General features: G+C 44.6%; 26 protein-coding genes and 1 other annotated feature. Of the genes, 9 read left to right on the forward strand and 17 right to left on the reverse strand.

The window, feature by feature from the left end; all coding sequences use genetic code 11:
* Window positions 1–87 precede the first annotated feature (87 nt).
* The 5 genes from MICH65_RS00130 (at window position 88) to MICH65_RS00150 (ending at window position 5,690) form a co-directional block, all read left to right on the forward strand.
* On the forward strand, window positions 88–489 hold the full coding sequence (locus MICH65_RS00130; RefSeq protein ID WP_161931414.1) for a hypothetical protein: 402 nt from the start codon (window positions 88–90) through the stop codon (window positions 487–489).
* A gap of 177 nt (window positions 490–666) precedes the next feature.
* On the forward strand, window positions 667–1,185 hold the full coding sequence (locus MICH65_RS00135) for a hypothetical protein (protein WP_161931415.1): 519 nt from the start codon (window positions 667–669) through the stop codon (window positions 1,183–1,185).
* A 157-nt stretch (window positions 1,186–1,342) separates the two neighbouring features.
* A complete protein-coding gene (locus MICH65_RS00140) occupies window positions 1,343–2,110 on the forward strand; it encodes a dolichyl-phosphate beta-glucosyltransferase (RefSeq protein WP_161931416.1) in 768 nt (255 codons plus the stop codon).
* A gap of 2 nt (window positions 2,111–2,112) precedes the next feature.
* Window positions 2,113–2,934: a glycosyltransferase family 2 protein gene (locus MICH65_RS00145; RefSeq protein WP_161931417.1), complete on the forward strand. Its 822-nt coding sequence runs from the start codon at window positions 2,113–2,115 to the stop codon at window positions 2,932–2,934.
* 2 nt (window positions 2,935–2,936) lie between these two features.
* Entirely contained in the window at window positions 2,937–5,690 is a 2,754-nt protein-coding gene (locus MICH65_RS00150) for a hypothetical protein (RefSeq protein WP_161931418.1), read from the forward strand.
* Here the strand turns inward: MICH65_RS00150 and MICH65_RS00155 are convergent.
* Window positions 5,687–6,070: a hypothetical protein gene (locus tag MICH65_RS00155; RefSeq protein ID WP_161931419.1), complete on the reverse strand. Its 384-nt coding sequence runs from the start codon at window positions 6,068–6,070 to the stop codon at window positions 5,687–5,689. The two genes, MICH65_RS00150 and MICH65_RS00155, sit on opposite strands and share 4 nt — an antisense overlap.
* Before the next feature lie 451 nt (window positions 6,071–6,521).
* Here MICH65_RS00155 and radA point away from each other — a divergent pair, with 451 nt between their 5' ends.
* Window positions 6,522–7,874 carry a DNA repair protein RadA gene (gene radA / locus MICH65_RS00160; protein ID WP_161931420.1) on the forward strand — a complete coding sequence of 451 codons (1,353 nt, stop codon included), beginning with the start codon at window positions 6,522–6,524 and terminating at the stop codon, window positions 7,872–7,874.
* Here radA and MICH65_RS00165 read toward each other — a convergent pair.
* The 16 genes from MICH65_RS00165 to MICH65_RS00240 form a co-directional block, all read right to left on the reverse strand.
* Entirely contained in the window at window positions 7,843–7,986 is a 144-nt protein-coding gene (locus MICH65_RS00165; protein WP_161931421.1) for a hypothetical protein, read from the reverse strand. The genes radA and MICH65_RS00165 overlap by 32 nt on opposite strands.
* A 23-nt stretch (window positions 7,987–8,009) precedes the next feature.
* On the reverse strand, window positions 8,010–9,209 hold the full coding sequence (locus MICH65_RS00170; RefSeq protein WP_161931422.1) for a 30S ribosomal protein S1: 1,200 nt from the start codon (window positions 9,207–9,209) through the stop codon (window positions 8,010–8,012).
* Window positions 9,210–9,309: 100 nt separating this feature from the next.
* Window positions 9,310–10,386, reverse strand: a complete 1,077-nt coding sequence (gene mnmA, locus MICH65_RS00175) for a tRNA 2-thiouridine(34) synthase MnmA (RefSeq protein ID WP_161931423.1) — start codon at window positions 10,384–10,386, stop codon at window positions 9,310–9,312.
* Between the two features lie 25 nt (window positions 10,387–10,411).
* The gene (locus tag MICH65_RS00180) at window positions 10,412–11,293 is read right to left on the reverse strand and encodes an ATP-grasp domain-containing protein (protein ID WP_161931424.1); all 882 of its coding nucleotides are present in this window, start codon (window positions 11,291–11,293) and stop codon (window positions 10,412–10,414) included.
* Between the two features lie 39 nt (window positions 11,294–11,332).
* Window positions 11,333–12,244 (reverse strand): ATP-grasp domain-containing protein, encoded by a 912-nt coding sequence (locus tag MICH65_RS00185; protein WP_161931425.1) that lies wholly within the window; start codon window positions 12,242–12,244, stop codon window positions 11,333–11,335.
* Between the two features lie 4 nt (window positions 12,245–12,248).
* The gene (locus MICH65_RS00190; protein ID WP_161931426.1) at window positions 12,249–13,553 is read right to left on the reverse strand and encodes a sugar-transfer associated ATP-grasp domain-containing protein; all 1,305 of its coding nucleotides are present in this window, start codon (window positions 13,551–13,553) and stop codon (window positions 12,249–12,251) included.
* A 2-nt stretch (window positions 13,554–13,555) separates the two neighbouring features.
* On the reverse strand, window positions 13,556–14,467 hold the full coding sequence (locus MICH65_RS00195; protein WP_161931427.1) for a 7TM domain-containing protein: 912 nt from the start codon (window positions 14,465–14,467) through the stop codon (window positions 13,556–13,558).
* Window positions 14,468–14,535: 68 nt separating this feature from the next.
* On the reverse strand, window positions 14,536–16,374 hold the full coding sequence (locus MICH65_RS00200) for an HD domain-containing protein (RefSeq protein WP_161931428.1): 1,839 nt from the start codon (window positions 16,372–16,374) through the stop codon (window positions 14,536–14,538).
* An 86-nt stretch (window positions 16,375–16,460) separates the two neighbouring features.
* Window positions 16,461–17,681: a tyrosine--tRNA ligase gene (gene tyrS / locus MICH65_RS00205; RefSeq protein WP_161931429.1), complete on the reverse strand. Its 1,221-nt coding sequence runs from the start codon at window positions 17,679–17,681 to the stop codon at window positions 16,461–16,463.
* 24 nt (window positions 17,682–17,705) lie between these two features.
* Window positions 17,706–18,476, reverse strand: coding sequence for an MBL fold metallo-hydrolase (locus MICH65_RS00210; protein ID WP_161931430.1), 771 nt, complete (start codon window positions 18,474–18,476; stop codon window positions 17,706–17,708).
* Window positions 18,473–19,414 (reverse strand): hypothetical protein, encoded by a 942-nt coding sequence (locus MICH65_RS00215; RefSeq protein WP_161931431.1) that lies wholly within the window; start codon window positions 19,412–19,414, stop codon window positions 18,473–18,475. Before MICH65_RS00215 ends, MICH65_RS00210 begins: the two co-directional genes overlap by 4 nt.
* A 59-nt stretch (window positions 19,415–19,473) precedes the next feature.
* Window positions 19,474–19,727 (reverse strand) — a binding site (T-box leader).
* A gap of 58 nt (window positions 19,728–19,785) precedes the next feature.
* Window positions 19,786–21,243, reverse strand: a complete 1,458-nt coding sequence (lysS, locus tag MICH65_RS00220; RefSeq protein WP_161931432.1) for a lysine--tRNA ligase — start codon at window positions 21,241–21,243, stop codon at window positions 19,786–19,788.
* 44 nt (window positions 21,244–21,287) lie between these two features.
* Window positions 21,288–22,253 (reverse strand): thioredoxin-disulfide reductase, encoded by a 966-nt coding sequence (gene trxB / locus MICH65_RS00225; RefSeq protein ID WP_161931433.1) that lies wholly within the window; start codon window positions 22,251–22,253, stop codon window positions 21,288–21,290.
* Window positions 22,250–22,570 (reverse strand): thioredoxin, encoded by a 321-nt coding sequence (gene trxA / locus MICH65_RS00230; protein WP_161931434.1) that lies wholly within the window; start codon window positions 22,568–22,570, stop codon window positions 22,250–22,252. The genes trxB and trxA overlap by 4 nt, the downstream gene beginning before the upstream one ends.
* A gap of 62 nt (window positions 22,571–22,632) precedes the next feature.
* Complete coding sequence (locus tag MICH65_RS00235; protein WP_161931435.1) at window positions 22,633–22,875, reverse strand: metal-sensitive transcriptional regulator; 243 nt, start codon at window positions 22,873–22,875, stop codon at window positions 22,633–22,635.
* 42 nt (window positions 22,876–22,917) lie between these two features.
* A complete protein-coding gene (locus MICH65_RS00240) occupies window positions 22,918–23,691 on the reverse strand; it encodes a cytochrome c biogenesis CcdA family protein (protein ID WP_161931436.1) in 774 nt (257 codons plus the stop codon).
* Between the two features lie 95 nt (window positions 23,692–23,786).
* Between MICH65_RS00240 and uppS (MICH65_RS00245) the strand changes: the two genes are divergently transcribed.
* The 3 genes from uppS (MICH65_RS00245) to uppS (MICH65_RS00255) are packed head-to-tail and all read left to right on the forward strand — an operon-like array spanning window position 23,787 to window position 26,310.
* Window positions 23,787–24,539: a polyprenyl diphosphate synthase gene (gene uppS / locus MICH65_RS00245; protein WP_236870853.1), complete on the forward strand. Its 753-nt coding sequence runs from the start codon at window positions 23,787–23,789 to the stop codon at window positions 24,537–24,539.
* Window positions 24,536–25,615 (forward strand): polyprenyl synthetase family protein, encoded by a 1,080-nt coding sequence (locus tag MICH65_RS00250; RefSeq protein ID WP_161931438.1) that lies wholly within the window; start codon window positions 24,536–24,538, stop codon window positions 25,613–25,615. The genes uppS (MICH65_RS00245) and MICH65_RS00250 overlap by 4 nt, the downstream gene beginning before the upstream one ends.
* Window positions 25,612–26,310, forward strand: a complete 699-nt coding sequence (gene uppS / locus MICH65_RS00255) for a polyprenyl diphosphate synthase (RefSeq protein ID WP_161931439.1) — start codon at window positions 25,612–25,614, stop codon at window positions 26,308–26,310. The genes MICH65_RS00250 and uppS (MICH65_RS00255) overlap by 4 nt, the downstream gene beginning before the upstream one ends.
* Window positions 26,311–26,315 lie beyond the last annotated feature (5 nt).

Here is a 26,315-nt window from a genome sequence, read left to right on the forward strand (position 1 = left end):
GGGATCGGGAAAGAGAATAAACTCTTGTTCTCTCCCCCGATCCCTGGCAATCCAGGAATCGCTTGTACATTCAATAGGAGACAGATCATGTCAGAAGACAAAGGTTTTGACGCACGTCGCCAGCACCCGCATCCGTCGGACGATCGCCCGTTCCACCACGACGACATCCCTGAGGACGATCTCGACGCTTTCTTCGACGTCCCTGAAGTGGACATCCCGCGCCGGCCCACCCCACCTCCCATCCGGCCTCGCCGCGTCGAGACCGAAGATCCGCAGGAGCACTGGTCGAATGAGGTGCGCGGCACACCCAGCACGGCTCGTCAGCGGCAGCAACGCCGTCGCCAGCCTCAGGTACCCTTCCCGGCCAACCTGTTTAACGTCCCCCTGGACGAATACCTGGAAAAACCGGAGTGGTATCAAAACTTGACCTGGGGAGTCCTCGGCAGCTACATCATCGCCATTCTGGCCCTCCTCATCGCCATCCTGTAGTTCCATTCCCCCGTCTCCGCACCATGGGTCGCCGTTATCGGCACACCGCCATCGGCGACCCAAAGTTTTTCTCCCTGAGAGCTGTTTTCATAAACATTTCTCAGGGGTAAAAACCTCCTACCACTTGGTAGCTTCAGGGAAACCTGTTGATAGCACATTCTATGGAGGAAATGCCAAATGAAGAAAATCGTGATCGGTACCCTGATCGTCGTCGCGGTATTTGCCTGCGCCTGGCTGGTGCTCATCCCCATCATCGGCGGCTTGGACCTGAACTTCACCAATCCCAGTCTGGCCGGCGAACCAACCAACCCCGGCAACGGAAACCCCAGACAGACCGGCGGTCAAATGACCTGGCTCAACGCCTGCACGTCAGAACCAGAAGAACAGGTGACCCAGTTGGTCGAAACCGGACAACCGGTTCCCAACGCCTGGATGTTTCTGGACAAGAACGAGGCCGAGGTCGCCGCTGGAAACCTGTGGGCAATCGAAGTCCCCACCGGCGTCTACGGACAGGTTTTCATCCCCGCGACTGGGCTTACTCTTGAAGTACGTGGCCCTGGCCGCATCCGCGTTGGCGCCGCCACCTTTTGGTGCAACGACACCGGCGATCAACCCCATCACGGGCAGATGCGCGTCCTCGACGCAAAAAACCTGCCCAAACCGGTCGGAGACTGGGTCAACATCAACTTGCCCTAGTCTATCCTCCCAGCCATGTCCACCAACATTGGCTACAAAGGCCATCTTTTCAGAACACGCAACCGCGTGCACCCCTGACGAAGATGGCCTTAACTTTTTAGCACTTAAATTGTTTTTAAGTTCTGGAAAGTTAATCAAAAAGACAATTAGTAAAAATATGACTAAAAAAATACCTCTTACCATCGTCATCCCCGTCTACAACGAGGCCTCTCGTCTGGAGCGGACCTTCACCAGTCTTAACCAGTGGCGAGTTCCTGTCGATCTTAAAATCAACCAAGTCATCTTTGTTAATGACGGCTCCACCGACGCTTCTCTAAAAATTCTTAAAAACACTCCCTTAAAGTTCTCCAAAAAGGTCATCTCCTACCGTCAAAACCAAGGTAAAGGTTACGCAGTCCGTCGTGGCATGCTTGCCTCCACCTCCTCTTACACCCTCCTTATGGATGCCGATATTGCCACTCCCTTAAACGAGCTTAAAAAACTCCTTCCCTTCATGCATAACCAGACTGGCCTAATCATCGGTACCCGCAAAAATGGTCATTCCACTGTCACCATTCATCAACCTTGGATTCGTGAGAACATGGGTAAAGTCTTTACCAAGCTAACTCAGCTCATCCTCGGTGTTAACGTCACCGACTTCACCTGTGGCTTCAAAGCCTTCTCTCGTGAAGCTGTTGATAAAATCTTTCCCCTTTCCCAAATCAATCGCTGGGGATATGACTCAGAAATCATCTTCTTAGGCAGCAAATTCAATCTGTCTATTCAAGAGGTTCCTGTTAAATGGGCCGATCAAAAAGGTACCAAGGTCAATCTTGTTAAAGACTCCATTAACTCTCTTCTGGAGCTGCTCACCATTAGATTAAACTCCATCTCTGGCGCCTACTCCACTAACCAAAACTTCTCTCCTCTAGGTATACTCAAATAAGTATGACCAAACCACTAGTCAGCGTCGTTCTCCCTGTTTACAACGCCGCCCCCTATCTTCAAGCCTGTCTTGACAGTATCGCCAGCCAATCCTACCGCCCCCTTGAACTTATAGCCATCAACGACCACTCTACCGACAACTCCCTGGATATCTTAAAAAAATTTGCCAAAGGTAAGTCCTGGGCCAAAATCCTAACCAACCCAAAAAACCTTGGCGTCTCACCCACCTTTAACAAAGGTGTGGCCAAAGCCAAATCCATCTACATAGCCCGCATGGATGCAGACGATCTCATGCACAAAGATCGGATTAAAAAACAACTAGACTTTCTCCTCACCCATCCTGACGTAGTTGCTGTCGGTACCCAATGCCAGCTCATCGACAAACACGGGCATCCTACCGGCCAAAAACTCTTTCCCACTTCTCACCAGCAGATCAAGGACATGTTATTTCGTACCGTTCCCATGCAACAACCTTCCATCATGATCAACCGCTCACTTCTTCCCAAAGATTTTGTCTTTGGTGACAGTCGTTTCTCCCCTGCCGAAGACTACGACCTCTTTTTCCGCCTTCTTCCTTACGGCAAGCTCGCCAATCTGCCCCAACTACTTCACTTCTATCGCGAACACGACACCAATATCTCCTTAGTTAAACCCAAATTCACTTTCTGGAAGATTACTAGAGCTAAAATAAACGCCGTCCTTCACCATCGCTATATCCCCAGTTTCCGCTCCTTGACCGTTTTTCTCGCCCAATTAATCGCTATTACTCTCCTCCCCAGCTCTCTTATCTACCCCCTCCACTCAAAATTACGCGGCATGAAGTAACCATGAAATTCAAACTCTCAGCCAAAACCAAACTCAACCTCAAATCCATTCTTCCTCCCTTCATCTATCTCCTTCTTACCTCCCTACTTATTTTCCTAAACTACGAACCCAACACCTGGTTTACTGGTTGGGACAATCTTCACCCTGAATTCAATCCCGATATTAATCTAAAAAGAGCCCTTGATACCACTTGGCAGGAATACCAATCTCTAGGACTAGTCGGCGGTATGGGCCATGCTGCCGATCTTTTACGCCAACTCTTCTTAATACCCTTCTACTCCTTCCTTCATCCCTCTCTCATCCGCTATCTCTTCGCCTTTATTACCCTCACCCTAGGACCCATCGGCACCTATCTTCTCACCCGTCACACCCTTACCAACTTTCCCCGTTTCTCCATCAACACTAAGATCATCGCCTCCTTTTTTGCCGGACTTTTCTATCTCCTCAATCTAGGCACTCTCCAAACTTTCTACGCTCCTTTCGAGACCTTCATTGCCTTTTATGCCTCCCTCCCCTGGCTTCTTTTAAGTGTCTTTGTTTACCTAGACTCACCTACCCGTCGCCACCTTCTTTTCCTCATTCTCGTCAATCTACTCTCCACGCCTTCCTTCTATATCCAAACCCTCTTCCTTGTTTATCTCTTCACCCTCCTACCCATAATCATTACTCATTTACTCAAAAAAGAAGCCCTACTTCAAAAAATATCCACTCTCTTTTTCTTAAGTCTAATCACTCTTATCACCCACGCCTTTTGGCTTTTCCCCGTTGCCCATTTTACTCTAAACAACGCCTCAGTTACCCTCACCTCTGCCCAAAATCATCTCGGCACCCAGGATGTGGCCTTAAGAAATCAAGAATTTGGCGACCTCAAAAACGTCACTTTGCTTAAAGGTTTCTGGTTCGATTTTGTCTCACTTAATCCTGCCACTGATAAGTTCGAAATCATGATGGGTCCCTGGACCGATCATCTAAATCAACCAGTCGTTCTAATCATCGGCTACTCATTCTTTGTCCTTGTTCTCATCGGCCTCTTCTACTCACTCAAAAAACGCCTCCCTCACTCCATCCCTCTTGCCTTTACTCTATTCCTCTCCCTCTTCTTCCTTATCAACTCCAATCCTCCCACCGGTTTTCTTTTCGATTTTCTTACTGACCAGATCCCCTTGCTTGGCCAATCATTCCGCTCTGTTTACACCAAGTGGTCTACCCCTGCCGCCCTCTCCTACTCCCTCTTTTTTAGCATTGGTGTTATTTTCTTACTTGATCTTTTTTCTTTCCTCCACACCCACCTTACCACCTTTATCACCTCCTTCACTCTCATCCTAACACTCCTTATCTTCTCCGGACCCATGTTCCAAGGCCACCTAATCTATCCTGCCATGAAACAATCCATTCCCGATGCCTATTTCCAGCTCTTTGATTTCTTCGACCATCAAGACAAAAATACTAGGATCGCCAACTTACCCCAGCACACTCTCTGGGGTTGGCAGTTTTATAACTGGGGCTATCAAGGCTCAGGCTTTCTCTGGTATGGGATTGAGCAGCCCATCCTAGATCGCGCCTTTGACACCTGGTCCTCTGCTTCAGAAAACTACTACCACCAAATCTCCCAAGCCATCTACTCTCAAAACCTCACTCAATTAGAGAATCTCATCGATCAATACCAGATCAACTGGTTTATTCTCGACCGCTCTCTTATCATTCCCGCCTCCACCTCTCAAAAAGCCCTCTTCATTCCCCAAATTGAAAAACTCTTAAACCAAAGCGACAAAATTGATCATATCTCCGATTTTGACTTTATCTCCGTCTACCAAACCAACCCTTCCACTCAACCACAAAACTTTTTCTCCACCAAGGCCTTTAATCCTCAACCCATCATCTTTGCCGATCCCGAGCTTGATACCACCCAATTTAATCTTCTTGAAACCCCCTCAGTCAATCGCTCCACCACCAAAAACGAAGCCACTAACTGCGACCCCTACAACTCCACCTCCTACACCAAAACCATTGCCCCCGACAAAATTACCTATACCTCCATTAACGCCAATCTCTGTGACCACTTCACCTATCCCCAACTTCCCCATGCCTACGGCTACAAAATCACCATTGATCATCAAAATATCTCCGGCCAGCCGCTTCTTGTTTGTCTTGAATCATACGCTAGTGGCACCTGCCTGATTTACCAATATCTTGATACCGACTCCAACCACCCTTTTACTACTTCCACCCTTACCGTTCCTCCCATGAATCCCCAAGATTATGGTTACACCCTCCATCTCTACAACTACTCCATCGGTCGTCTCAAGACCGAAAACGCTTGGCGCCAAATCGAGATTCAACCTCTTAATCCCACCACCTTCGATCTCACTCCAAACTCCTCAACCCATCCATATACACAACTAAATACCACTCAGAAGCGCGCCTACTCCCTCTACACCGCCTCTGCCTCCTCATCTCAAGCCAACTCCTTACTTGTCCTAAACCAAGCCTATGACGAGGGCTGGAAAGCCTATCAAGCCAACTTTTTCTCTCAAAAACTTCCCAACTGGCTACTTTACCTTAACTCGCTTCTACTTGTTCCCATCCCTGAAGACCAGCACATCATCGCCAACGACTGGGCCAACGGCTGGCTACTTCCCCAAGACGACTCACACCTGATTATTGTCTACCGACCTCAACTCTTTCAATTTTTTGGCTTCTCACTCCTTCTCTTTCTCCCCTTGCTCACATTCCTTCATCCCAACAAACAAGATTAAACAACAGCTGCCTCCAGCCTCCTTATCCGCTTCTCATGCCTATCAAGCATCCTCCCCTGATGATCAGTAATCACCGTTAACTTCCTATCAATTCCATCAATCTTACTCTCTAACCCATCAACCCTATCGCCAACTTCCCTAATCGACTCTGCATTAGCCATTATCAACTCCCTATTTTCCCGCACAACCTCTACAACAAGCTTCATTTCTCGCTCTACCGCCGGGCCAACCGCCTTGTTTACCGCTTTATCCACCGCTGGACCAACCGATCTATCTATTGCCTTGTTTACCGCTTTATCCACCGCTGGACCAACCGATCTACCTATTGCCTCTCCAACCATCCCCGCAATCCACCTCTTATCATCCATTGTCAACGCCATATACCCTAGTATATCAAAACAAAAAGCCTCAGAAGCGGGCTGGTGACATGCCTGCCCAACCTGTCACCAAACCCCTTCTAAGGCCTTTACCTTCCTTGACAGCGTTTTTTTGGAGTGCTAACCTTCACACAGATTCGTGCCACCTGTCCTGGCACAATCTTAAAATGGAAAGGCATTACTATTCGAGTTAGGCTGCGGTAGTAATGCCTTTCTCGTCTCTACTTTCCAAATTCCAAACAAAATTTTGTTAATTTCAGCGTCTTTTACTGATACACCGCAGTATAGCACTACAATCTCCAAATCGTCAACCTGTAGTAAATTATTACAGTAAAATCCCCATATCCTATATCAATATTTTTCTCTAAAATAGCCACGAAAATGACCTCTTATCATCCTAATAAATCTCTTGTGGAAAACTCATTCCTACTCTATCTTGGTGTATAGTTAACTCATGTCCAAACCTTCCTCCATCTTTCTCTGCTCTTCCTGTGGCAACGAGTTTCCCAAGTGGTCTGGACAGTGTCCTGCATGTAAAAACTGGAACACTCTCTCTGAGCTCAAACTCCCAAACTCCCCCTCTCCTTCCTCCTCCACTCCGCTTAAATCAACCACTCCTTCCTCCGCCCTTAAAACCACTGCCAAGTCCACTCTTCCAAGCCAAATCGGTGAACTTGACCGCGTCTTAGGACCTGGTCTAACTCAAGGTGGTGTCTATCTCCTCGCTGGCGAACCCGGCATCGGTAAATCCACTCTCCTAACTCAACTCACCCTCGCCCTCACCTCTGCTACTCAAAACACCATCACCTACGTCTGCTCTGAAGAAAACGCCGCCCAAGTCGCCACCCGCATCAACCGACTTCAAAAAGCATCTCATCACCCCAACCGCATCTCACTTCTAGAAACCAGTAATGTTGAAGCTATTCTAAAGCACCTAAACACTCATCCGTCTACCACCCTCATCGTCGACTCCATTCAATCAGTAGCCAGCGACACTCTTTCTACCACCGCCGGCTCCATGTCTCAAATTAGATCTGCTAGTAATCTCCTTATTCACTTTGCCAAATCAACTGGTACACCCACCATTCTAGTCGGCCACGTTACTAAATCAGGCCAACTAGCTGGACCCAAGCTACTCGAACACATGGTTGATGTTGTTCTCCAACTGGAGGGCGATCGTCACCATGACTTAAGACTTTTACGAGGCGTCAAAAACCGCTTCGGCCCCACCGATGAAACCGGCCTCTTTCAGATGACTAGCTCTGGACTAATTGAGGTCAAGAACCCAGGCTCTCTTTTTCTCTCCGACCAATCAGCCACTGCTCCTGGATCAGCCAAAACCTTGGTCATGGAAGGTACCAGACCCCTACTTGTCGAGATTCAAGCCCTTACCGTACCCACTGAGCTAGCCATCCCTCGACGCGTCGCCCAGGGTATTCCTGTTCCCAAACTCCAGCTCATCTGCGCTGTTCTCACCAAACACTTGAATCTAAAACTCAACTCCTACGATGTCTTCGTCAACGTCACCGGCGGGCTCCGCCTCACCGATCCTGCCGCCGACCTGAGTTTAGCTCTCGCCATTATCAGCAGCTACAAAAATTTAAGCCTCCCTATAAACTCTCTTGCCCTTGGTGAACTAGGCCTTCTTGGCGAAATCCGCCCCATTGCCTACCTTGACAAACGCCTTAAAGAGGCCAAAAATTTAGGCTACCAACCTCTTGATCCCAAAATCAACAATCTAAAAAAACTAAGCGCCACTCTGTTCTCCTCATCAACTAAGCCCCAAAAGCCTCAAGCATCTGCTTGATCTCCTTCTCGATTCTCTTCCAGTCACCCTTCGCCTTCTTAATCTCTTCAAAAATCAACTCTGCATCTACTAACACCTGGTCATCCTTGATGATTAACTTTGTTTTGGCCATATTATTTTCACTAATTATTAGCTCTATTTGTATCCAACTGGTACCTCAGTCAACACCACTCCCAAACTCATCCTTCTATTCTCCTTATCCAACATCTCTACATACACATCTACTTCCTCGCCAACCTTAAACTCTCTTCCTGCAGGCATCTTACTTATATGAATCAAGCCATCAATCCCAGCCTCAAAATTCACAAATACTCCAAAAGGCGCTAGTCTTACCACCGTACCCTTGTGCTGAGTTCCTTCAGCATAGTTTTTCTCAATTGATTGCCATGGATCATTAGCTAATCTCTTGACTGACAAGTTAAGCTTACTCGTATCTTCCTCAATTCCAATCACTTGAACCTTCACCTTATCCCCTACTTTGTAGTATTTGTTTGGATCATCAACCTTCTCCCAACTAATCTCACTAATATGAATCAAGCCTTCCAGCTTACCCTGATCCTCATCCTTATCATCACTAATCTCTACCTTAATAGTCACAAACACTCCAAACGGCATGATTCCACTCACTACACCTTCTAACACATCACCCTTCTTAATCTTCTTTAAGGCCTCACCCTTCTTAGCAATCTCACCTGCCTCAGACACAATCTTCTCGCTAAAAATCAACCTGTTTTGCTCTCTGTCTACCTCAATTACTTGAGCTTTAAATGTCTTATCAATCAACTTATCCATCTTGCCCAGGTATTCCTGGCTAAACTGCGACGCTGGCACAAACCCTCTCATCCCATCTACCAACACAATCAATCCTCCCTTGTTCGTCTCAAGACCCTTAATCTCAATTGGTTTACCTGTCTCCAACCACTCACTGAACAACTCCCATCTCTTGTCATCAGCTGCCTGGCGCAAACTTAGCAAGATCTGACCTTGATCATTCTCTGGGTTTTTCACAAACACCTCAATCTCATCCCCGACACTTAAAGTCTGAATCAACGCTGCTGCTGCCTCTGCTTCTTTATCGATTACTAGCCCTTCAGTTTTTGCCCCAATATCAACCAACACCAATCTTTTCCTTACCTCAGTCACCATACCCTTAATCACATCACCTCTCTTGGGTACATTTAACTGATACCCAGTTTTAGCCAACAACTCATCCATCGACTTAAATCCTTTCGACTTAGAAACAACCTTCTCTTTCTTGGTGATTTTTTTAGAGTTCTTTTTTACCACCTCTTTCTTTCCTTTTTTTAAGGCAGAACTCTTTCGCTTAGTAGCCAACTCTAATTATTAACCTATCTTTAAGCAGACAGGTCATGTAAATTACTTGATAACAATAGCCGTCATTTTATCACACCTCTAGGCTCAAGCACAATCACCGCTATCCAATCACCCCACCACCCAGTAGTTCATCACCTTCATAAAACACCGCCGCCTGACCTGCCGCCACTCCTCTCTGTGGTTCATCAAGCTCAACTCTCATTTTCTCACCACTCCACTCTCCTCTTGCTCCAATCAATTTGCCCCCATGCCGAATTCTTACCCTAAAACCATCCTCACTTACTCTCTTACTCCACACCCAGCTTAAATCACTAACCATCAAACTCTCCCTATATGTCTCAGCCCCAAACCCAACCACCAACCTATTGTTCTTTACATCCTTGTCCACTACATAAAAAACCGGAATCTCTCCTCCGAACTTTTTCTGAAAATTAGCACTCACTTGCCAACCACCTCTCTGGCCAATTGTGTAAAACCAAACACCCCTGTGCTTACCCACTACTCTTCCGCTTGTATCCACTACCTCGCCTTCATTATCCTGCAGCCTCCTATGCAAAAACTCGCTTATATCTACATCCCCCACAAAACATATCCCCTGACTATCTTTCTTATCCGCCACTGGCAAACCAACCTCACTCGCAATTTTTCTCACCTCTTTTTTCTCATAACTCCCCAAGGGAAACATTGCCCGACCCAACTCCTCCTGACCCAATCGGTACAGAAAATAGGTCTGGTCCTTCCATTTATCCTTAGGCATAAACAAACCCCATCTTGTCTGATCCTCTTCCTCAACTTTCCTGACCTCTGCATAATGACCAGTCGCTATCTTGTCAAAACCCTCGCTTCTCGCCCACTCCAAAAACATACCAAACTTTATCTCACTGTTACACCAAACATCCGGGTTTGGTGTCAAACCCTTAGCATAATCATCATAAAACCGATCAATCACCCTCTCCTTGTACTCCTTTTGAAAGTCTAACACCCCAAAGGGTATCTCTAATGCCATTGCCACTTTTAAAGCATCCTGACGGTCCCTCGATGCTTTACACCCCGGTCCTTCATCCCAACACACCAGGTGCACACCAACTACATCATATCCCTCACGTTTAAGCAGATAAGCGCTCACCGCACTATCCACCCCACCGCTTAATCCGACAGCTACTTTTTCGCGACTCATGGGCACAATTATACTACTCCTAGCCTCACATAGCCACCACTTTTATCATCTCTGCCGCCACATTCACACCCGTTCTCTTCTCAAAATACTTAAACTGAGCCGTTCTGTTTATCTCCAATACCACCCAATCCTGCTTCTCCTCGTCCCAAGCTACGTCTAAACCTGCATAATCAATCGCAAACAACTCACACGCCCTCAAACACAACTCTCTAAGCCTCCTCATCTTTTTCTCACTTAATTTAACCAACTTACCTTCCTCACCCTCATATTTACTCTTCTGTCTATGTCTCATCTCACCTAAATACTTACCTCCCACCACAATACAGCGATACCACTGTTTTATCTTCAACTTTGGCTGCACCAACACCTCTCCCGTCTTGTATCCTTTCATCACCTCCTCAAATCCATCCCAGTCTCGAACCAACTTAACTGCCCTACCATGGCTACCAAACCGCCCCTTAACCACCATTGGAAAATTAAACCACGGCTCTTCCTCAAAATCCTCCCAACCTGATTTACTCCCAAAACTCACAAAATCAACCGTTGATACTCCATACTTTGCCAACACCAAGCCCTGTTCCAACTTACCCATCAATGGAAACTTCTCAAAACTCTCTCCATTCAACACTTTTGCCCTACCATCTCTCTTTAACATCTCCAGCACCGCTGTCTTTGTTCCCACCATCGAACTTCCTTTTTTACTAGAGGCTCGCATCACCACCACCTCATAATCATCCAACCTTCTCTTCTTCCGCAAATCTATCTCCACCTTACCTCCACTCACTCCTAAACTAATCTGTCCGTACTTAACCAAATCAACCTCATATCCCATCTTTCTACCCTCCTCTGCCAATCTTACTGGCTCATACTCCTTCACAAACCGAGTTAATATCAACATTTTTTTCATGTTCCCATCTTATCACCCCCACCTGTTTTTAAGAATCCTTTACCTCTCAGCCTTCCCCACCAAGTACTCCACAATCATCTTTACAATATTTTTACCTGTCCTTTTCTCCATCACCCTAAACTCCGGTGCTTCGTTTACCTCAACCACATACACCTTTCCATCTCGACTATCTTTCACTAAATCAATTCCCGCCACCTCCACCTCCACTGCTCGAGCCGCCGCCTCTGCCACCTCTACCACCTCACTTGGCACCTCCTTAAGTCCTTCCGATCTCCCCAGCGACTTATTCATCACCAACTTTTCTTCCTTAGCCTGTCTCTTAAAACCCGCCACCACTTTGTATCCCACCACAAAAACTCGATAATCCCCATCATTAGGTATATACGGTTGAATCAAAAACCCTCTAAAGACTGGTACCTCCCTACCTTCCTCAACTGCAACTCTTTTTCTTTCCTCCAACTTCTCTGCCAACTCATCCAAATCCTCTCTTTTCCTAATCCAAAAGGTCCCCATCCCATGTCTGCCTCCCTTGCTTAACTTAACCACTACCGGCAACTCCCAATTATCTAACTCACTCACTAAATCAGCCAGCTTCTCTACCAAAACTGTTTTAGGATAACTTACCCCTTTCTCAATTAACTGCCACCCCATTACTGCCTTAAATCGTCGCAACGGACCCTCTGTCCCCAGATACTCATCCACCATTGGAATCTTATGTTTTCGCGCATACAAATCAAGCAATTTACTCCACTCCAACTCTGATCCCACTGCTCGAAAGTAAAACAAATCAAAATCACTTAACTTCATATCTCCAAAATATATCTCGGTGTCCTGCAAACTAAGCTGCCGATACTTAATCGGCACTATCTCAATCCCCAGCTTCAGCCCTTCCTCCACAAACCGCTTATGAGTCTCAAATTTATCCAGTCTATAAAAATATGCAATTTTCATACTCCTATCTTACTCTAACTAACCGAGGATCAATCAGAAACTCCTTCAAGTCTTTTCTCCCTAAAATCATCTTTGTTCGTAATCCATGCCTATTAGTCACACTTGCCTGCGCCCTAAATCTCACTCCTTTAAGCTTCATGTCCACCTCAATGATCTTCCGTCTTTCCTTACCTAAAGCTGACCGAAAAGTTCTCTCCCATAACACATGCTCCTGGCTCAATAACCCCAACTCAGTCGCCAATTCTTCGTCAATACTTGAACGAAAAGCTCCCGTGTCAAGCTTTGCCCTCACCTCAACCCGCTTACCCTTATGTGGCTTTAATCTCACCGTTTCAAACACCCCCACCACCTGTTTCTCACCCGGTACCCCTCTCACTCGATGAGAAAACTTTGAAGCAAACAATGCCTTAGCCACTCTGACTGCTTTTTCCACGTCCTCAATCTCTATCCCCTCAACCCGCTCCAACCTTCGCTTCAATCCAGTCATATTCGCCAGCTGGATCGACAGCCCGGGCTGATCATTGATCTCAATCACCATTGGACCCCTTTCCTTATCAAGCAAAATATCTACTCCAAAGTAACCCAAGCCTGGTCGTTTAAACTGGATTCTACTCGCCGTTTCAAGCACTTTATTCCAAAAAGGTATCGCAATCCCATTCACCTTTTTCTTAGTTCCCGGAAAGTGCTTAATCCTCCTATCATGATGTACTGCATGGGTCGTTATCCCTGTAGCCAAATCCACCCCCAAACCAATGGCTCCCTGATGCAAGTTGCTCTTCCCCTTACTTTCCTCCGTTGGCACTCTAAGCATCGCCATCACCGGCACCCTATTAAACACAATCACTCTTACATCCGGAGTTCCCCCCACTGCTACCTTAACAAACTTCGGGTGAATCTTGACCCGTCTCTCAATCAAAGCCCTATCCGGCAAGTTATTTCTACTATACCTTCCTTCAATAATATCGTTAGCATGAAGTTTCAAGTCACCCACTCCGACCTTGCCTCCATCCATCAACAGCCACTCACCCGCATACTTAGCCGGCTTTTTTACCACCATGATCCCCGATCCACCCAATCCATCTACTGGCTTGATTACAAAACCATCATCCAAAGAATTCCAGTCAAACTCCTCTACCTCTTGAGACGAACCAAGCAATCCCAAGATCTCTGGATGCGGTATCTTGTACTTCCGCAAAAACTGCTTGGTCAGCATCTTTGAATCAGCCGTCTTTCTAGACTGCTTCTTGTTCAAGCCCAAGTAATATTTGCTCCGGGCATTAATCCCTAAGATATCCTTCGCATTAGCCATTTTTATCTCTCCAACAATTTACGAAACCGCCACCTCTCCAACAACCGCAAACCATCATATCTCCCAATTAAAACATCCAAAACCACAATCGCTACCACCGCAATCTCAGGATTAAGCAGTACCCACTCCTGCAAACCCTGAGTACTCATAACCAAGAAACTCAACAAAGCCAGCAACAATGTCTGACCTGTCATTACCAAGGCTGTTTTTAAGGTCGTTGTAATCTGCACCTCTATAAAAGTCTCTACCAAGAGAATCAGTAACAAAATCGGGAAGATACTAATCTTCACCAAACCCTCTAACTTCAACCATGGAGATGCCAACATCAAGCCCAACACCCCCATCGACACAAACCAGATCAACAAAGCCATACGTGGTAAAGACGGCAACTTTAGCTTCCTCATCACCATTCTAGCCAACGTTGCCATCAACAAAATCCCGCCAAACAAAATTACTCCCACCGTCACTCCAGTTGCCAAAAATGCCACCGCGATCACCGCTGGAGTAAAAATTCCAAACCCATGCAGACCCACCACATGCCTGGCCGCTGCGATCAGCGCCGCTACCAACGGAAACAGCATCATCAACACTATCGTATTCGCTGGTACCCCATTACTTACCGCTCTCCTAATCGCCACCTGCAAAAAATTGGCCACTCCAAGCTGGCCCACCTCCTTAGAATCAAGCACTCTCTCCAATCTTGTCTTGGCTTCTTTAGGCTCAGTCAAGTCATCTTTAGGTGGTTTAACTTCTTGCACTGCTGCAGCTGTTGCCTCCTCAGCTGACATGCTTGCCTCACCTGGCTCACTAGACATCGTTGCCACCAACATATCTTCTCCCACTTGAGCTCTCACCTCACCAGTTACCACCAATAATCCCAACACCACCAATAGTAATATCCCTTTTTTCATCATTTCTCGCCTCTGCCTCAACCTAAATTCTAACTCTAAAGCGAATTCTACCAAACGCCCGTGCCTAAGTGTCAAACAACAGTTACATCACTATACCGATGTCCATCATCACTTAATCTTCGTTCAATCTCCAGCTTGGCCTCACTACCTACCCCTGCCACCACCAACTCAAAAGTATAAAGTTGACCATCGCCCTCGGTTTTACCCAATCTGATCACCCCCCCAAATTCACTAATCAATCCGCTCACCTCAGCCATTATCCCCCTCTCATCCCGACCTGCCAGCCTTATCTTCATCAATCCCGACCTCACCCCCTCCAACTCACTTCTCTCAAATACCCTAACTACCTCCTCTACTGCCCTATTTCCCAATCCCATCTCTAAATACAGCTCCTCAATATCTCTAACTCCAAGCTCCATCAACACCAAGCGCATCTTCTTCCGTTCATTCTCACCCCAAACCAAGTCATTCAAATCATCAAATCCCTTCGACTTCATCCAGGATGTTAACAAACCTCTGCCACGCTCAAGATCAGCCGTCGCTCCAATCTCTTTAGCTATCTCCTCTAACTTCTCTCTTGTTTTAGGCAACATCGCATACTCAAACAATCCAACATCCACCCCATTACCCTCCTTCATTACCAGTCTCACCACCGCTGCATTTGGAATATTAATACTCAAAGGAAACTCTCTATCATCAACCAATATTGATCCCACACTATGTAATAACTGCGGATCAATACTCACCACCAAATCCACCCCAGTTGCTTCCTCAGGTAAAAACTTAATCACCCTCCCCTCAGTATCAAAAAATAGCTTTAGACTGTACCTGCTCACATCCTCTCCCCTTCTCAAACCTCTCACCACCCCCCAAGCATTAAACTCCTCCATCTCCTCAGTTACAAATGCTACCTCTGTTGATCCTTCTTTTAGTCTTAATCCCTCATGCATCGCCCGATACCCGTTATACGTCTTTTCTGTTATGTAATCATCCGCCCTTTGTGGATCAACCAATCCATCCTCGCTTACCCTTATATACTGACTAGCCATCCGGCAATCAAGTTCACTAGGCAATACCACCCTAAAACTAACTAACTGAACCTGTGAAAAATCTCTAGCTCGCATGCTCTCCCTTTTCTTAACTGCCTCCCAATATCCCATCACCTGCCACTCAACTCTACCCTCAACTCCCATCTCAACCAACATTCTCTCCAATCTTGTCTGCCAATGATACAAAAACTCTCTTCTTAGCCTCAAGTCACTATCTATCCTTCTCTTAGCCTCCTCCATCTTCTCTGGATATAGATAAAACACCGACAAATCCTCCAGTTTTCGTTTTACCTCCCACACCCCCAAAGACTCAGCCAGTGGCACATACACCTCAAACGTTTCTCTCGCTTTAGCAATCCTCTTTTCCTGAGGCATCGGCTCTAACGTCATCATATTATGCGTCCTGTCGGCTAGCTTAATCAACGCCACCCGTGGATCCAAGCCACTCTCTCTTACCACCCTCTTTGTCGTCTCAATATCCTCCTGTCTCTTTGTTCTTCCCGTTCCCTTTAACTCAGTTACACAACCAACCAACTTTGCCACCTCTGCACCAAACTTAGCTTCCAATTCCTCCAAACTTACTCCAGCATCCTCAACCACATCATGAAGCAACGCAGCTGCCAAAATCTGTTCATCATCTATACCCATCACCTCTCTAACCAAACTAGCTACCGCCACCAAATGATCGGTATAATCAGAGCCATCCCTTCGTTTCTGACCTGCATGTTTCTCCAGTACAAAATCATATGCCTGTCTTTCAAGCTCACTACCAGATTGATACTCCTCTGTTTTTAACGCAAATCCCCATCCCTTTCTTAACTCAAAATCAACTCTATGTATATCTCTCTCCAATCCTGACATCTTACTCCCAGATCATACAAAAAAATCATCCAAAAAGCAAATACTACAGGACACAACGCTCCTTTACCATTTCCGTCGTAAACCGACTATTCCATCTCTACTACTCCAAAATCTTTCTTTCCCTTCCTTACCAAAAAATACTTATCATAAAACAACTCGTAACTTACACCGTTTTGTTCAACTACTCTTCGAGCCTCACTCTTGGAGCTAACTAAACCTAGCTCCACCAACACTTCTTCAATAACTATCTCTGATTTACTCTTAATCTCCATATGGGGAATTGCCAGCTTAACAAACTCAAAGTCGCTCCTACTCATCCTTTCCTTACCCCGATCGAACAAAACTTGAGCCACTTTACGTGACTGCTTTGCCTTTTTCTCACCATGTACTGTTGTCACCAACTCCTCCGCTAAAACCCTTTGCACCAATCTACCCTGACGATCTTTGTCCCAATCGCTCAACACCTTCTTAATCACTTTTATGTCTTTAAATGAATAAAACTTTAACAAAGTTGGTGCCAATTCATCACTTACATTAATCAAAAACTGATACAGGCCAAAGGGATGAGTCTTTTCAGGATCAAGCCAGATCGCTGATCCAGATTCTGTTTTGCCAAACTTTCTTCCAGTTTTTGGATCAACAATCAATGGAAAAGATAAACCATGAGCCGTTTTCTCATACTTCCTTCTAATCAAATCGACTCCTTGCAAGATATTGCCCCACTGGTCAGACCCACCCATCTGCACATTACATCCATGTTTCTCAAACAATACTGCAAAATCATATGCCTGCAACAACTGATACGAAAACTCTGCGTAAGATAATCCCTGTTCTCGTTCCAACCTTGCTTTCACTGACTCCTTGTCCATCATTGAACTAACTGGCATATACTTACCCACTTCTCGCAAAAACTCAATCAGCTTAACCTTCCCCAACCAATCAACATTATCAATCATATGCACTCTCTTACCATCAAAATCCAAAAATCTAGATAATTGTTTCTTCAACTTCCTCTTATTTGCCTCAATCACTTTGTAATCCACCATTGGCCTCTCCGCGTCCTTTCCAGACGGATCTCCAATCAACGACGTTCCTCCACCCATAATGATAATCGCCTTATGTCCAGCATCTACAAATCTCTTCGCCATCGTCACCCCCATCAAATGACCGATGTGCAAACTGTCTCCCGTCGGATCAATCCCAATATACACCGTCACCTCTTTGCTCAAATCCTTGTCCAACCCGGGTGTTGCATCATAAACCAAACCCCGCCACTTAAGATCTCTCCAAAAATTTTTATCAATCATTGTCATAATTTTATCACTCATTAATTACTTAAGTGTCACCATCATCCCATCACGAGCAAGCAAACACCTTTTTGCCCGCAGAAAATTCTCTATCTCCTTAACATTCTCAGAATGATTTACATGAGTATAAATCACCTCTCGCTTCAATATATCCACAGATTTCTCAATTGTCAGATGATTAAATTTTGAAGCAGGATAAGTATTTTCATTTAAGAAAGTCCCATCAAATACAACAACATCAATCATCGCGATTTCCTTAATCATCTTTTCTGTTATCTCGCTCACATCAGGTGAATACCATACCTTACCTGACGAATCGGATACGATTACAGCCACTGTGGGAAATCCAGGGTCATGGGGAACATCGACCAGCTTCACTCCACACTTCTTTGCATTATCCTCACTCACCAACTTAACAAAACCTGACTTGACCATATACTCAATTTCTTGATTGGGAAACCTTTTCCAAAGTCTCCGAACCCTCTCAGACACCAACACCGGAACCTTACACGGCCGACCTCCAGACAACTCAATTAACCCATTCGCATGATCAAAATGAAAATGAGTTATCACAATCAAATCTAAATCTCGAATCTTCAATCCAACACCACTTAATTGCTGACGAAAATCCGGACCACAATCCAATAGAATTCTTGACCTTTTTGTCTCAACCAACAAACTACTCCTCAGCCGCTGTTTATTCTTTTTCTTTAAAGCAGCACGGCAATACTTACAGTCGCAATCCACTTGAGGCAAACCACCATTAGCGCCAGTTCCCAAAAAAGTTATCTTCATTTCAACCCATTACTAATTCGCAACTCTGTCAATACTGGCCACAACTTAATCACTCCCCTATACAGACCTTCCACCTCATCCAAATCAACCGCCGAACCCATTGACCTCAATCGACGAATCTCATGAACTACAGTCACTAACGCCTCACTTCCTAGGGCATTCGGGAAATTATCAATAATTTCTTCCCAAGTACCAACCTCAATATTCTTACCGTCCTCAACAACATTAGCCATCGCCCATTTTAAGCTGTAATCCAACACATGTATCGTTTGAGGACCCAAAAACTCTACCGGCAATACATGTCTATTTGTCCTCAACATTCTAAAATTATCACTAATGCCATCTAAACCTCCTACTGTTAAATTATGATCGCTTATCACCACCCCAGCTCGCGCCATCTCAGCTATTTGACGGGCCGCCTCCTCATCACCCCACAAACCCAATGATTGTCCAAATAATCCTCTTGTTAGCTTGGGAGGCTCAAATGCCAAAGCCGCCCTTGCTGAAGGGTAAATCAATGAATGAACCATATGAAGATTGGCATCAGGACCAGCCACCAAACGTGCAATCGCCATCTGGGCATCTTCAAGTCTAATCGTCGAAGCAAACACTGGGGTTGTCCCAAATTTTTCCATAATCTTTCTCGTTGCAACGTTCATTGCATCTAAAACCAAATCGTAAGCGTCTAAATTAACTGGATCGTCTTCTTGAGCACCGTCAAGCAAAATTACCAAATCATCATCACTGATCACTCCACCAACTTCCCCTTTAAGCTCAGCCTGTCTAGCCTTACTTCCAGAAACTGCAATCCACTTAACTCTTGCTCCTATCTCAGGGTTTTCTTTAACAGCAGTATCAATTTCATCAACTATTGCCCCAACAACTGGTTGCGCCAAAAACTCAACTCTCAATTTTTCTTGCTCTGGTGTTCTCGCCATATTTTTTATAAATAAATAACAAAAAAGCCCTTGCTTGAATCCAAAAAAAATTAGACTCAAACAAGGGCCTTCAAGAACTAAAGACGGTACCACCTTGCTTTTGCCATTCTGTCACCAGAATGACCTCACCGAGTGCTCTGTTTACCTTAAATAGGTGACACACTCTCGATATTTTACGGTTATCTTCCGTGTCTGATTTAGTCAGACCAGCTCCAGAGGGTAATTTCACATTTTGAATTCGACTGGTTTGCAGCTACCACCAGCTCTCTTATGTCACTTCAAAAAGCTACTATTTCTCCTTCAACGCCTTTGACAAAATTTTAAAGTAAAAACAAAGTACCAAGACAAAAACAAACTGTCAACCTTAAGCCTTACCTCTCAGGTCGCAAAGTCGGAAAAATAATTGTATCCTTCAAATTAGGCTGATTTGTCACAATCGCTGTAAATCGATCAATCCCCATTCCCCATCCTGCCGTTGGTGGCATACCATACTCAAGCGCTCGAATATAATCCTCATCTAGCATCTGTGCTTCCTTAAAACCTGCCTCCAACAGCTTTTTCTCCTCCTCCCATCTCTCTCGCTGATCTTGTGGATCATTAAGCTCATTATATGCATTAAAAATCTCAAAACCGGCTACCACCAAAGCCACACTTGCCACCTTACTTGGATCACCACTCTTTCTTTTTGCCAACGGCTTCATTTCATACGGATGATCGATCAAAAAAACCGGCCCCGTCATTTTGGGTCTGCAATACTCCTTATACAACTCATCCAACACATTGGCATACCCCTCTACCTCCTCCAACTCTACTTTCAGCCCCCTACTCTTAATCATCTCCCGCAACCCCTTTTCATCCTTGACTTCATCAATATCAATCTTCGTATCCCGAAACACTAAATCTCTGAAGGTAATCCTCTCCCAACCTGGACTAAAATCAATTTTCTTACCCTGATACTCTATCTTATACTTCCCTGTTACCTCCTTTACTGCCCCACCCAACATCTCCTCTGATAACTTCATTAAATCCTCATAGTTGGCATATGCCCAGTAAAACTCCATCATTGTAAACTCTGGATTATGTTGCCGATCGATTCCCTCATTTCGAAAATCCTTAGCAATCTCATATACCTTTTCATATCCCCCCACAATCAATCTCTTTAGATACAACTCATCAGCAATTCGTAAATAAAACTCACTCTTCAACGCGTTATGAAAAGTCTTAAAGGGTCTCGCGGTCGCTCCTCCGTAAATTGGCTGTAACACTGGTGTTTCCACCTCCATAAACCCCTTTTTATCCATAAACTGACGCAGAAATCTCACCATCCGTGTTCTTGCATCAAACACCTTCCTCACCTCTGGGTTAAGTATCAAATCTACATACCTCTGCCGATATCTCTCCTCCACATCCTTAAATCCATGCCAACTCGAAGGCAGTGGCCTTACCGCCTTACTCAACAATCCAAACACCTTTACCTCCACACTTATCTCTCCCGCCTTAGTCTTAAACACACCACCACCTGCTTGCACAAAATCACCAATATCCACCAACTCCTGTATCATCCACTCCCTCTCACTCACGTTATCCTTCTTTATAACCAACTGCATTTGACCTGACTCATCTCTCAAATCCATAAAAATCAAACCTCCATGCCCCCTTATTGCCATCACTCTACCAACCACCTTCACTTTCTCACCCTCTTTCTCCCTTGCCTCAGCAATAACATCTGTCCTTTCCGTCTTTCCAATATACGGATCTACTCCCAGCTCCTTAAGCTGCTTAATTTTTTCAATTCTCTGTTCTCTAATTCCTGACAATCTCCCGGCCATGGCTGAATTTTACCCCAAAGCCAACCCACACGCTACTCATCTGCCTACCAACTAGGTAATCTTCCAGTCAGATATTTCTCCACATCCAAAGCCGCCTGCACTCCCATTCCCGCTGCTGTGATTGCCTGACGATACCGAAAATCAACCACATCTCCAGCCGCAAACACTCCCTCAACCGAACTCATCGTTGGATAACCCTCTAACCACTCTTTTCTTTCCTCCACACTATTCTTCACCATTCTTGTCACCACATACCCGTGACTGTCAACCTCAATCGCATCACCCAAAAAATCAGTATCAGGAATATGTCCAATCGCTAAAAACAAACCATCAGCCTCTACCTCTTCCTCCTTACCCGTCTTTACATCTTTTATTTTAATACCTTCCAGTATACTTTCGCCCTTAACTCCCACCACCTCGCTGTTCCACCTCACCCTAACCTTGTCTTCACCCAAGACTCTCTCCTGCATCACCTTACTAGCTCTAAATTCATCTCTTCTGTGGACTATCTCCACCCTTTTAGCAAACTTAGCTAAAGCCAAAGCATCCTCCATCGCTACATCTCCACCTCCAACTAAATAGGTGATCTTATCTTTAAAAAAAGCTGCGTCACAAGTCGCACAAGTACTCACCCCTCTCCCTAACAATCTCTCCTCACCCACATTAAGCATTTTCGCCCTCGCCCCCGTGGCCACTATCACTACTTTAGCCTCCTCTAGCTGGTCACCTACCCAAACTTTTTTAAACTCCCCTCCAAGCTCAACCTTTGTTACATTCTCATTTCGTATCTCCGCTCCAAACTTTTCCGCCTGAGTTCTCATCTCCACCATCAACTCAGGACCCTGAATACCCTTTGCGAAACCTGGATAGTTTTCCACTTCAGTCGTCAACATCAACTGACCCCCAGCCTTCTCTCCTGCCAGAACCAACGGGTTAAGCCTAGCCCTAGCCAAATATATGGCTGCCGCATAACCAGCTGGACCCGATCCAATTACAATTACCTCTCTCATATCACCTTCTTAATCATATTCTCATACATTACCCTACCTCCAAATCCAACTTGTCGATCCACTTCCTTACCATCCTTAAACATTATCACCGTCGGGATACTCATCACTCCAAACCTCATTGCTGTTTGCTGGTTTGCATCAACGTCCAATTTACCAACCTCAACCTTTCCGTCATATTCACCTGCCAACTCCTCAATAATCGGTGCCGCCATCTTGCAGGGACCACACCAGTCTGCGTAAAAATCAACCAACACGGGCTTATCAGCTTTTAACACTTTCTCCTCAAAATCACCATCCGAATAGAATATTGCACTCATAATATTTTCTAAATAACTTATTTATAATTTTCTTAATAACACCTATTCTTAATAACACCTAATTAAAAGAAGCGCTTCAACAGCGTAGCATATCTCTCACTTGCTTTGGATGACTCACTACACCTAGTTGCCTCAGCTGCCAGAATCTTTCGAGCTACCGTTTTTAAACTACTCATCGCCGCCGAAAGCTGAGTTAACACATCCTCGTTACCTCTACCCTCATCCAGCATTCTCTCTATACCCCCCACCTGACCTTGAATTCTCCTTAACATCTGTTGCATGGATTTGACCTCATCTTCTTTCATACCCCCTAGGGTATCGTATATATCAACTCTTGTCAACTCCACTCAAGACACAAACAACCAACCACCCAATAACATCAAAGCCACCCCCAAAACCAAATGCATCGTGCTTTTATATCTATGCTCCCACTCTCTCATCATCACCACTTCTCTTCCCTTAATCATCACTACAAGCACCACAATCAACGGCAGCACAAACAAAAAGTTGTAGTACAAAAAATACAACACTACCTTAACTAACCCCAACCCAGAAGCCGCCAGTACCATTGCCGTTCCTACATACAAGGGTAGACTGCAGGGCGTCTCCAATATCGTCACCAATACTCCCAATAGCACCGTCGTTGGTATACTCGCCTTCTCAACCAACTTGTTTAATCTTTCCTTGCTTGCCGACGGTATTCGTAAATGTATCGGCAACTCCGGCCATACCACCTCCTTAATCTGGATCAAACCTGCCAAAAACAATACGCCACCGACCAACCAGGTAAATAAATCAGCCCAAATACTCTGTTGCAACTGATAGGCAAGATTATAAAACATCAAACCAATCACCAAATAAGTCACAAACACGCTGGCGATATAACTTAATCCAACCCTAATCATCCACCGATTCTTATTCCATTGCCCAAGCTCGATACCTTTACCCAATTGCTTAGTTTTCTTGCCACTAAACACAATCAGGTAACCAAGTAACGTCACCATCATTCCAATCGCACACGGATTGATTCCATCCACTAAACCAGCCACTGTTACTAAAGGTAAACTTACCAAACCACCCTGACTTTCAAGATAGCACCCCAATGCATTACAGCCTTCCATCTCTCCATTCTAACTTAAAAAAGTGACCAAATAACCCCTCAACTGATATAATTCTTCATGTCTCTGCTTTTTCAGAACATATGGGTCAAAGTATTATGGAAAAAAACAAACTTAAACATCTTGCAATAATCCCAGACGGGAATACTCGATGGGCAAAAAGCAACAAACTTCCTGTTTTTGAAGGTTACAGAAAAGGTATGAGTCGCGTAGTAGAAATCAGCAGGCATTCACGGAAACTCGGCATTCACACCTTAACTATGTGGGGGCTGTCAACCGAAAACTGGCAATACCGACCAAAAGCCGAGCTTGAGTTCCTCACCAAGTTGTTCATGAAGACAATCGACGATTATATAAAAGACGCAGAACAAGAAGATGTCAAGATAATCCACCTTGGCAGAAAAGACAGGCTCCCAAAAAAATTGTTAGATAAAATCAAAAAAGCCGAGGACAAAACGAGATCAAACCAAACCCACATCCTCAACATTGCCCTCGATTACGGCGGACACGATGAAATCCTACGCACAATCACCAAAATTATCAACGACATCCAAAGCGGAAAGTTAAAATCAGAAAATCTATCCAATAATATTGACGGGGGGGGGAAAATTAAACGAACTATCTTTTCAAACTATCTAGATACGGGGGACCAACCTTATCCATTCCCAGACTTCATAATCAGAACCTCGGGGGAAATGAGACTAAGTGGTTTCTTTCCATGGCAATCTGTCTACTCAGAACTACACTTCGAGAAATGTTTCTTCCCAGACTTTAACTCACAAAAACTTGAATCAGCCATAAAAACCTTCAACAAAAGAAAAAGAAGGTTTGGAGGTGGACATAAAGTATGAACATCTCACAAAAAATTTTACATCACAGGGACACCTTCAATCCCCGCTTCAAGGAGTATTTTGAAAATCTAAATAATCGGTTATCCTTCCCTAATAAATCTATCTATCCCAAAATCTGCGTTGATTTAATTAAAGATCTTTCGTTAGTTGGAGGAAAAAGACAAAGGGTAGCCTATTTATATGAAGCCTTTAGTCTGGGTCAAGGCACAAAGATTACCTCATCAACTGAAAAACATCTAACTGCATGCGCCATAAGTATCGAGCTGTTGCAAACCCATTTACTTATTCATGATGACATCATCGACAACTCTCCCATCAGAAGAGGTAGTCCAACAACCTTACAACATCTAATCAAAAAGACAAAGTTAGATAATAACATCCCGTTAGGTATGGCTATCATGGCTGGAGATATTGCGGCATATCTTGCTCTCGATGTACTTCATAGCTGCAACCTACCTCCAAAATTACTTTCCAAAATCGTCAACATACAAACAACTGCCGGAATCGATACCTTTCTTGGCCAAATATTCGATTTGGAACGAGATATGCCCAACACGCTCTTTAACGAGGATAGCATAATCGAGCTTGCTGACTTCAAAGCGTCAAGATCGTCCACACTAGCCCCTATGCTAATTGGAATCTCGCTTTCAAGCCAAGACACAACTAACAACATAAATATAATCAGAAAATACGCCACAAGCGTTGGAATAGCAGGACAACTACAAGACGATTATCTTGGCATGTTCGGTGACCCCGAAAAAACCGGAAAATCAAATATCTCTGACCTTAAAGAGGGAAAAAGGACTCTCTTAATTACAAAAACATTAGAAACATGCAACAACCAAGAAAAAAAGATTATTAGCCAAGTACTAGGCAACCCAACAATCAACCACAAACAAGCAAATATGGTAAAAGAAATTATCAAGAAATACCATGTCGACATTTTATTAAAGAAAACCGCACAAAAATATGCGCAATTAGCATACAGTGAAGCTAAAAGTTGGTCTCACTGGAATAAAGAAGCAGTAGATTTCTTCGCTGAATCAGCTAAGTGGTTTATAAATAGAACGGTATGAAAAACCTAAACACCCAACAACTTAATCACATCGCTATCATCGTAGACGGAAATAGAAGGTGGGCTAAAAGTCGTAACTTGCCCACCTTCAAAGGACACAAAAAAGGCTTCTCCAATACTATAAAGATAGCGAATCATATACATTCTAGAGGCATCCACACAGTAACATTTTGGTTATTTTCAACAGAAAACTGGAACCGATCACAGGAAGAGGTGACATATTTAATGGACTTATACCCAAGTGTTATAGAAAACCATCTAAAAAACTCCCTAAAACACAAAACTAAAATCATCCACTTAGGAAGAAAGGATAGACTCTCACAAAAAATAATTAATTGCATTAACAAAGCAGAAAAAAATACAGAAAAATTTAAGGATAGAGTCACGTGTATTGCGCTAGATTATGGTGGCAAAGATGAAATATCTCGAGCAAGCAAGCTCGTTCAAACAAAAAAACAAGATATGAATCCCGAAAACATTGAGGCCCATCTCGACACCTCAGTTTTAAAACACCCAAACCCCGACTTAATTTATAGGACCTCGGGAGAACTCAGACTTTCAGGATTTATGACCTGGCAATCAGCATATGCAGAACTATATTTCGAAAAAAAGCTTTTTCCTGATCTAACCCCTAGAGATATTGACAAAGCTATACGAGAATATTCAACGCGTAACCGACGCTTTGGTCGCTCTTAAACAAT

The sequence above is a fragment of the Candidatus Chazhemtobacterium aquaticus genome, from assembly GCF_009936135.1.
Taxonomy (GTDB): Bacteria; Patescibacteriota; Microgenomatia; order UBA1400; family Chazhemtobacteraceae; genus Chazhemtobacterium; species Chazhemtobacterium aquaticus.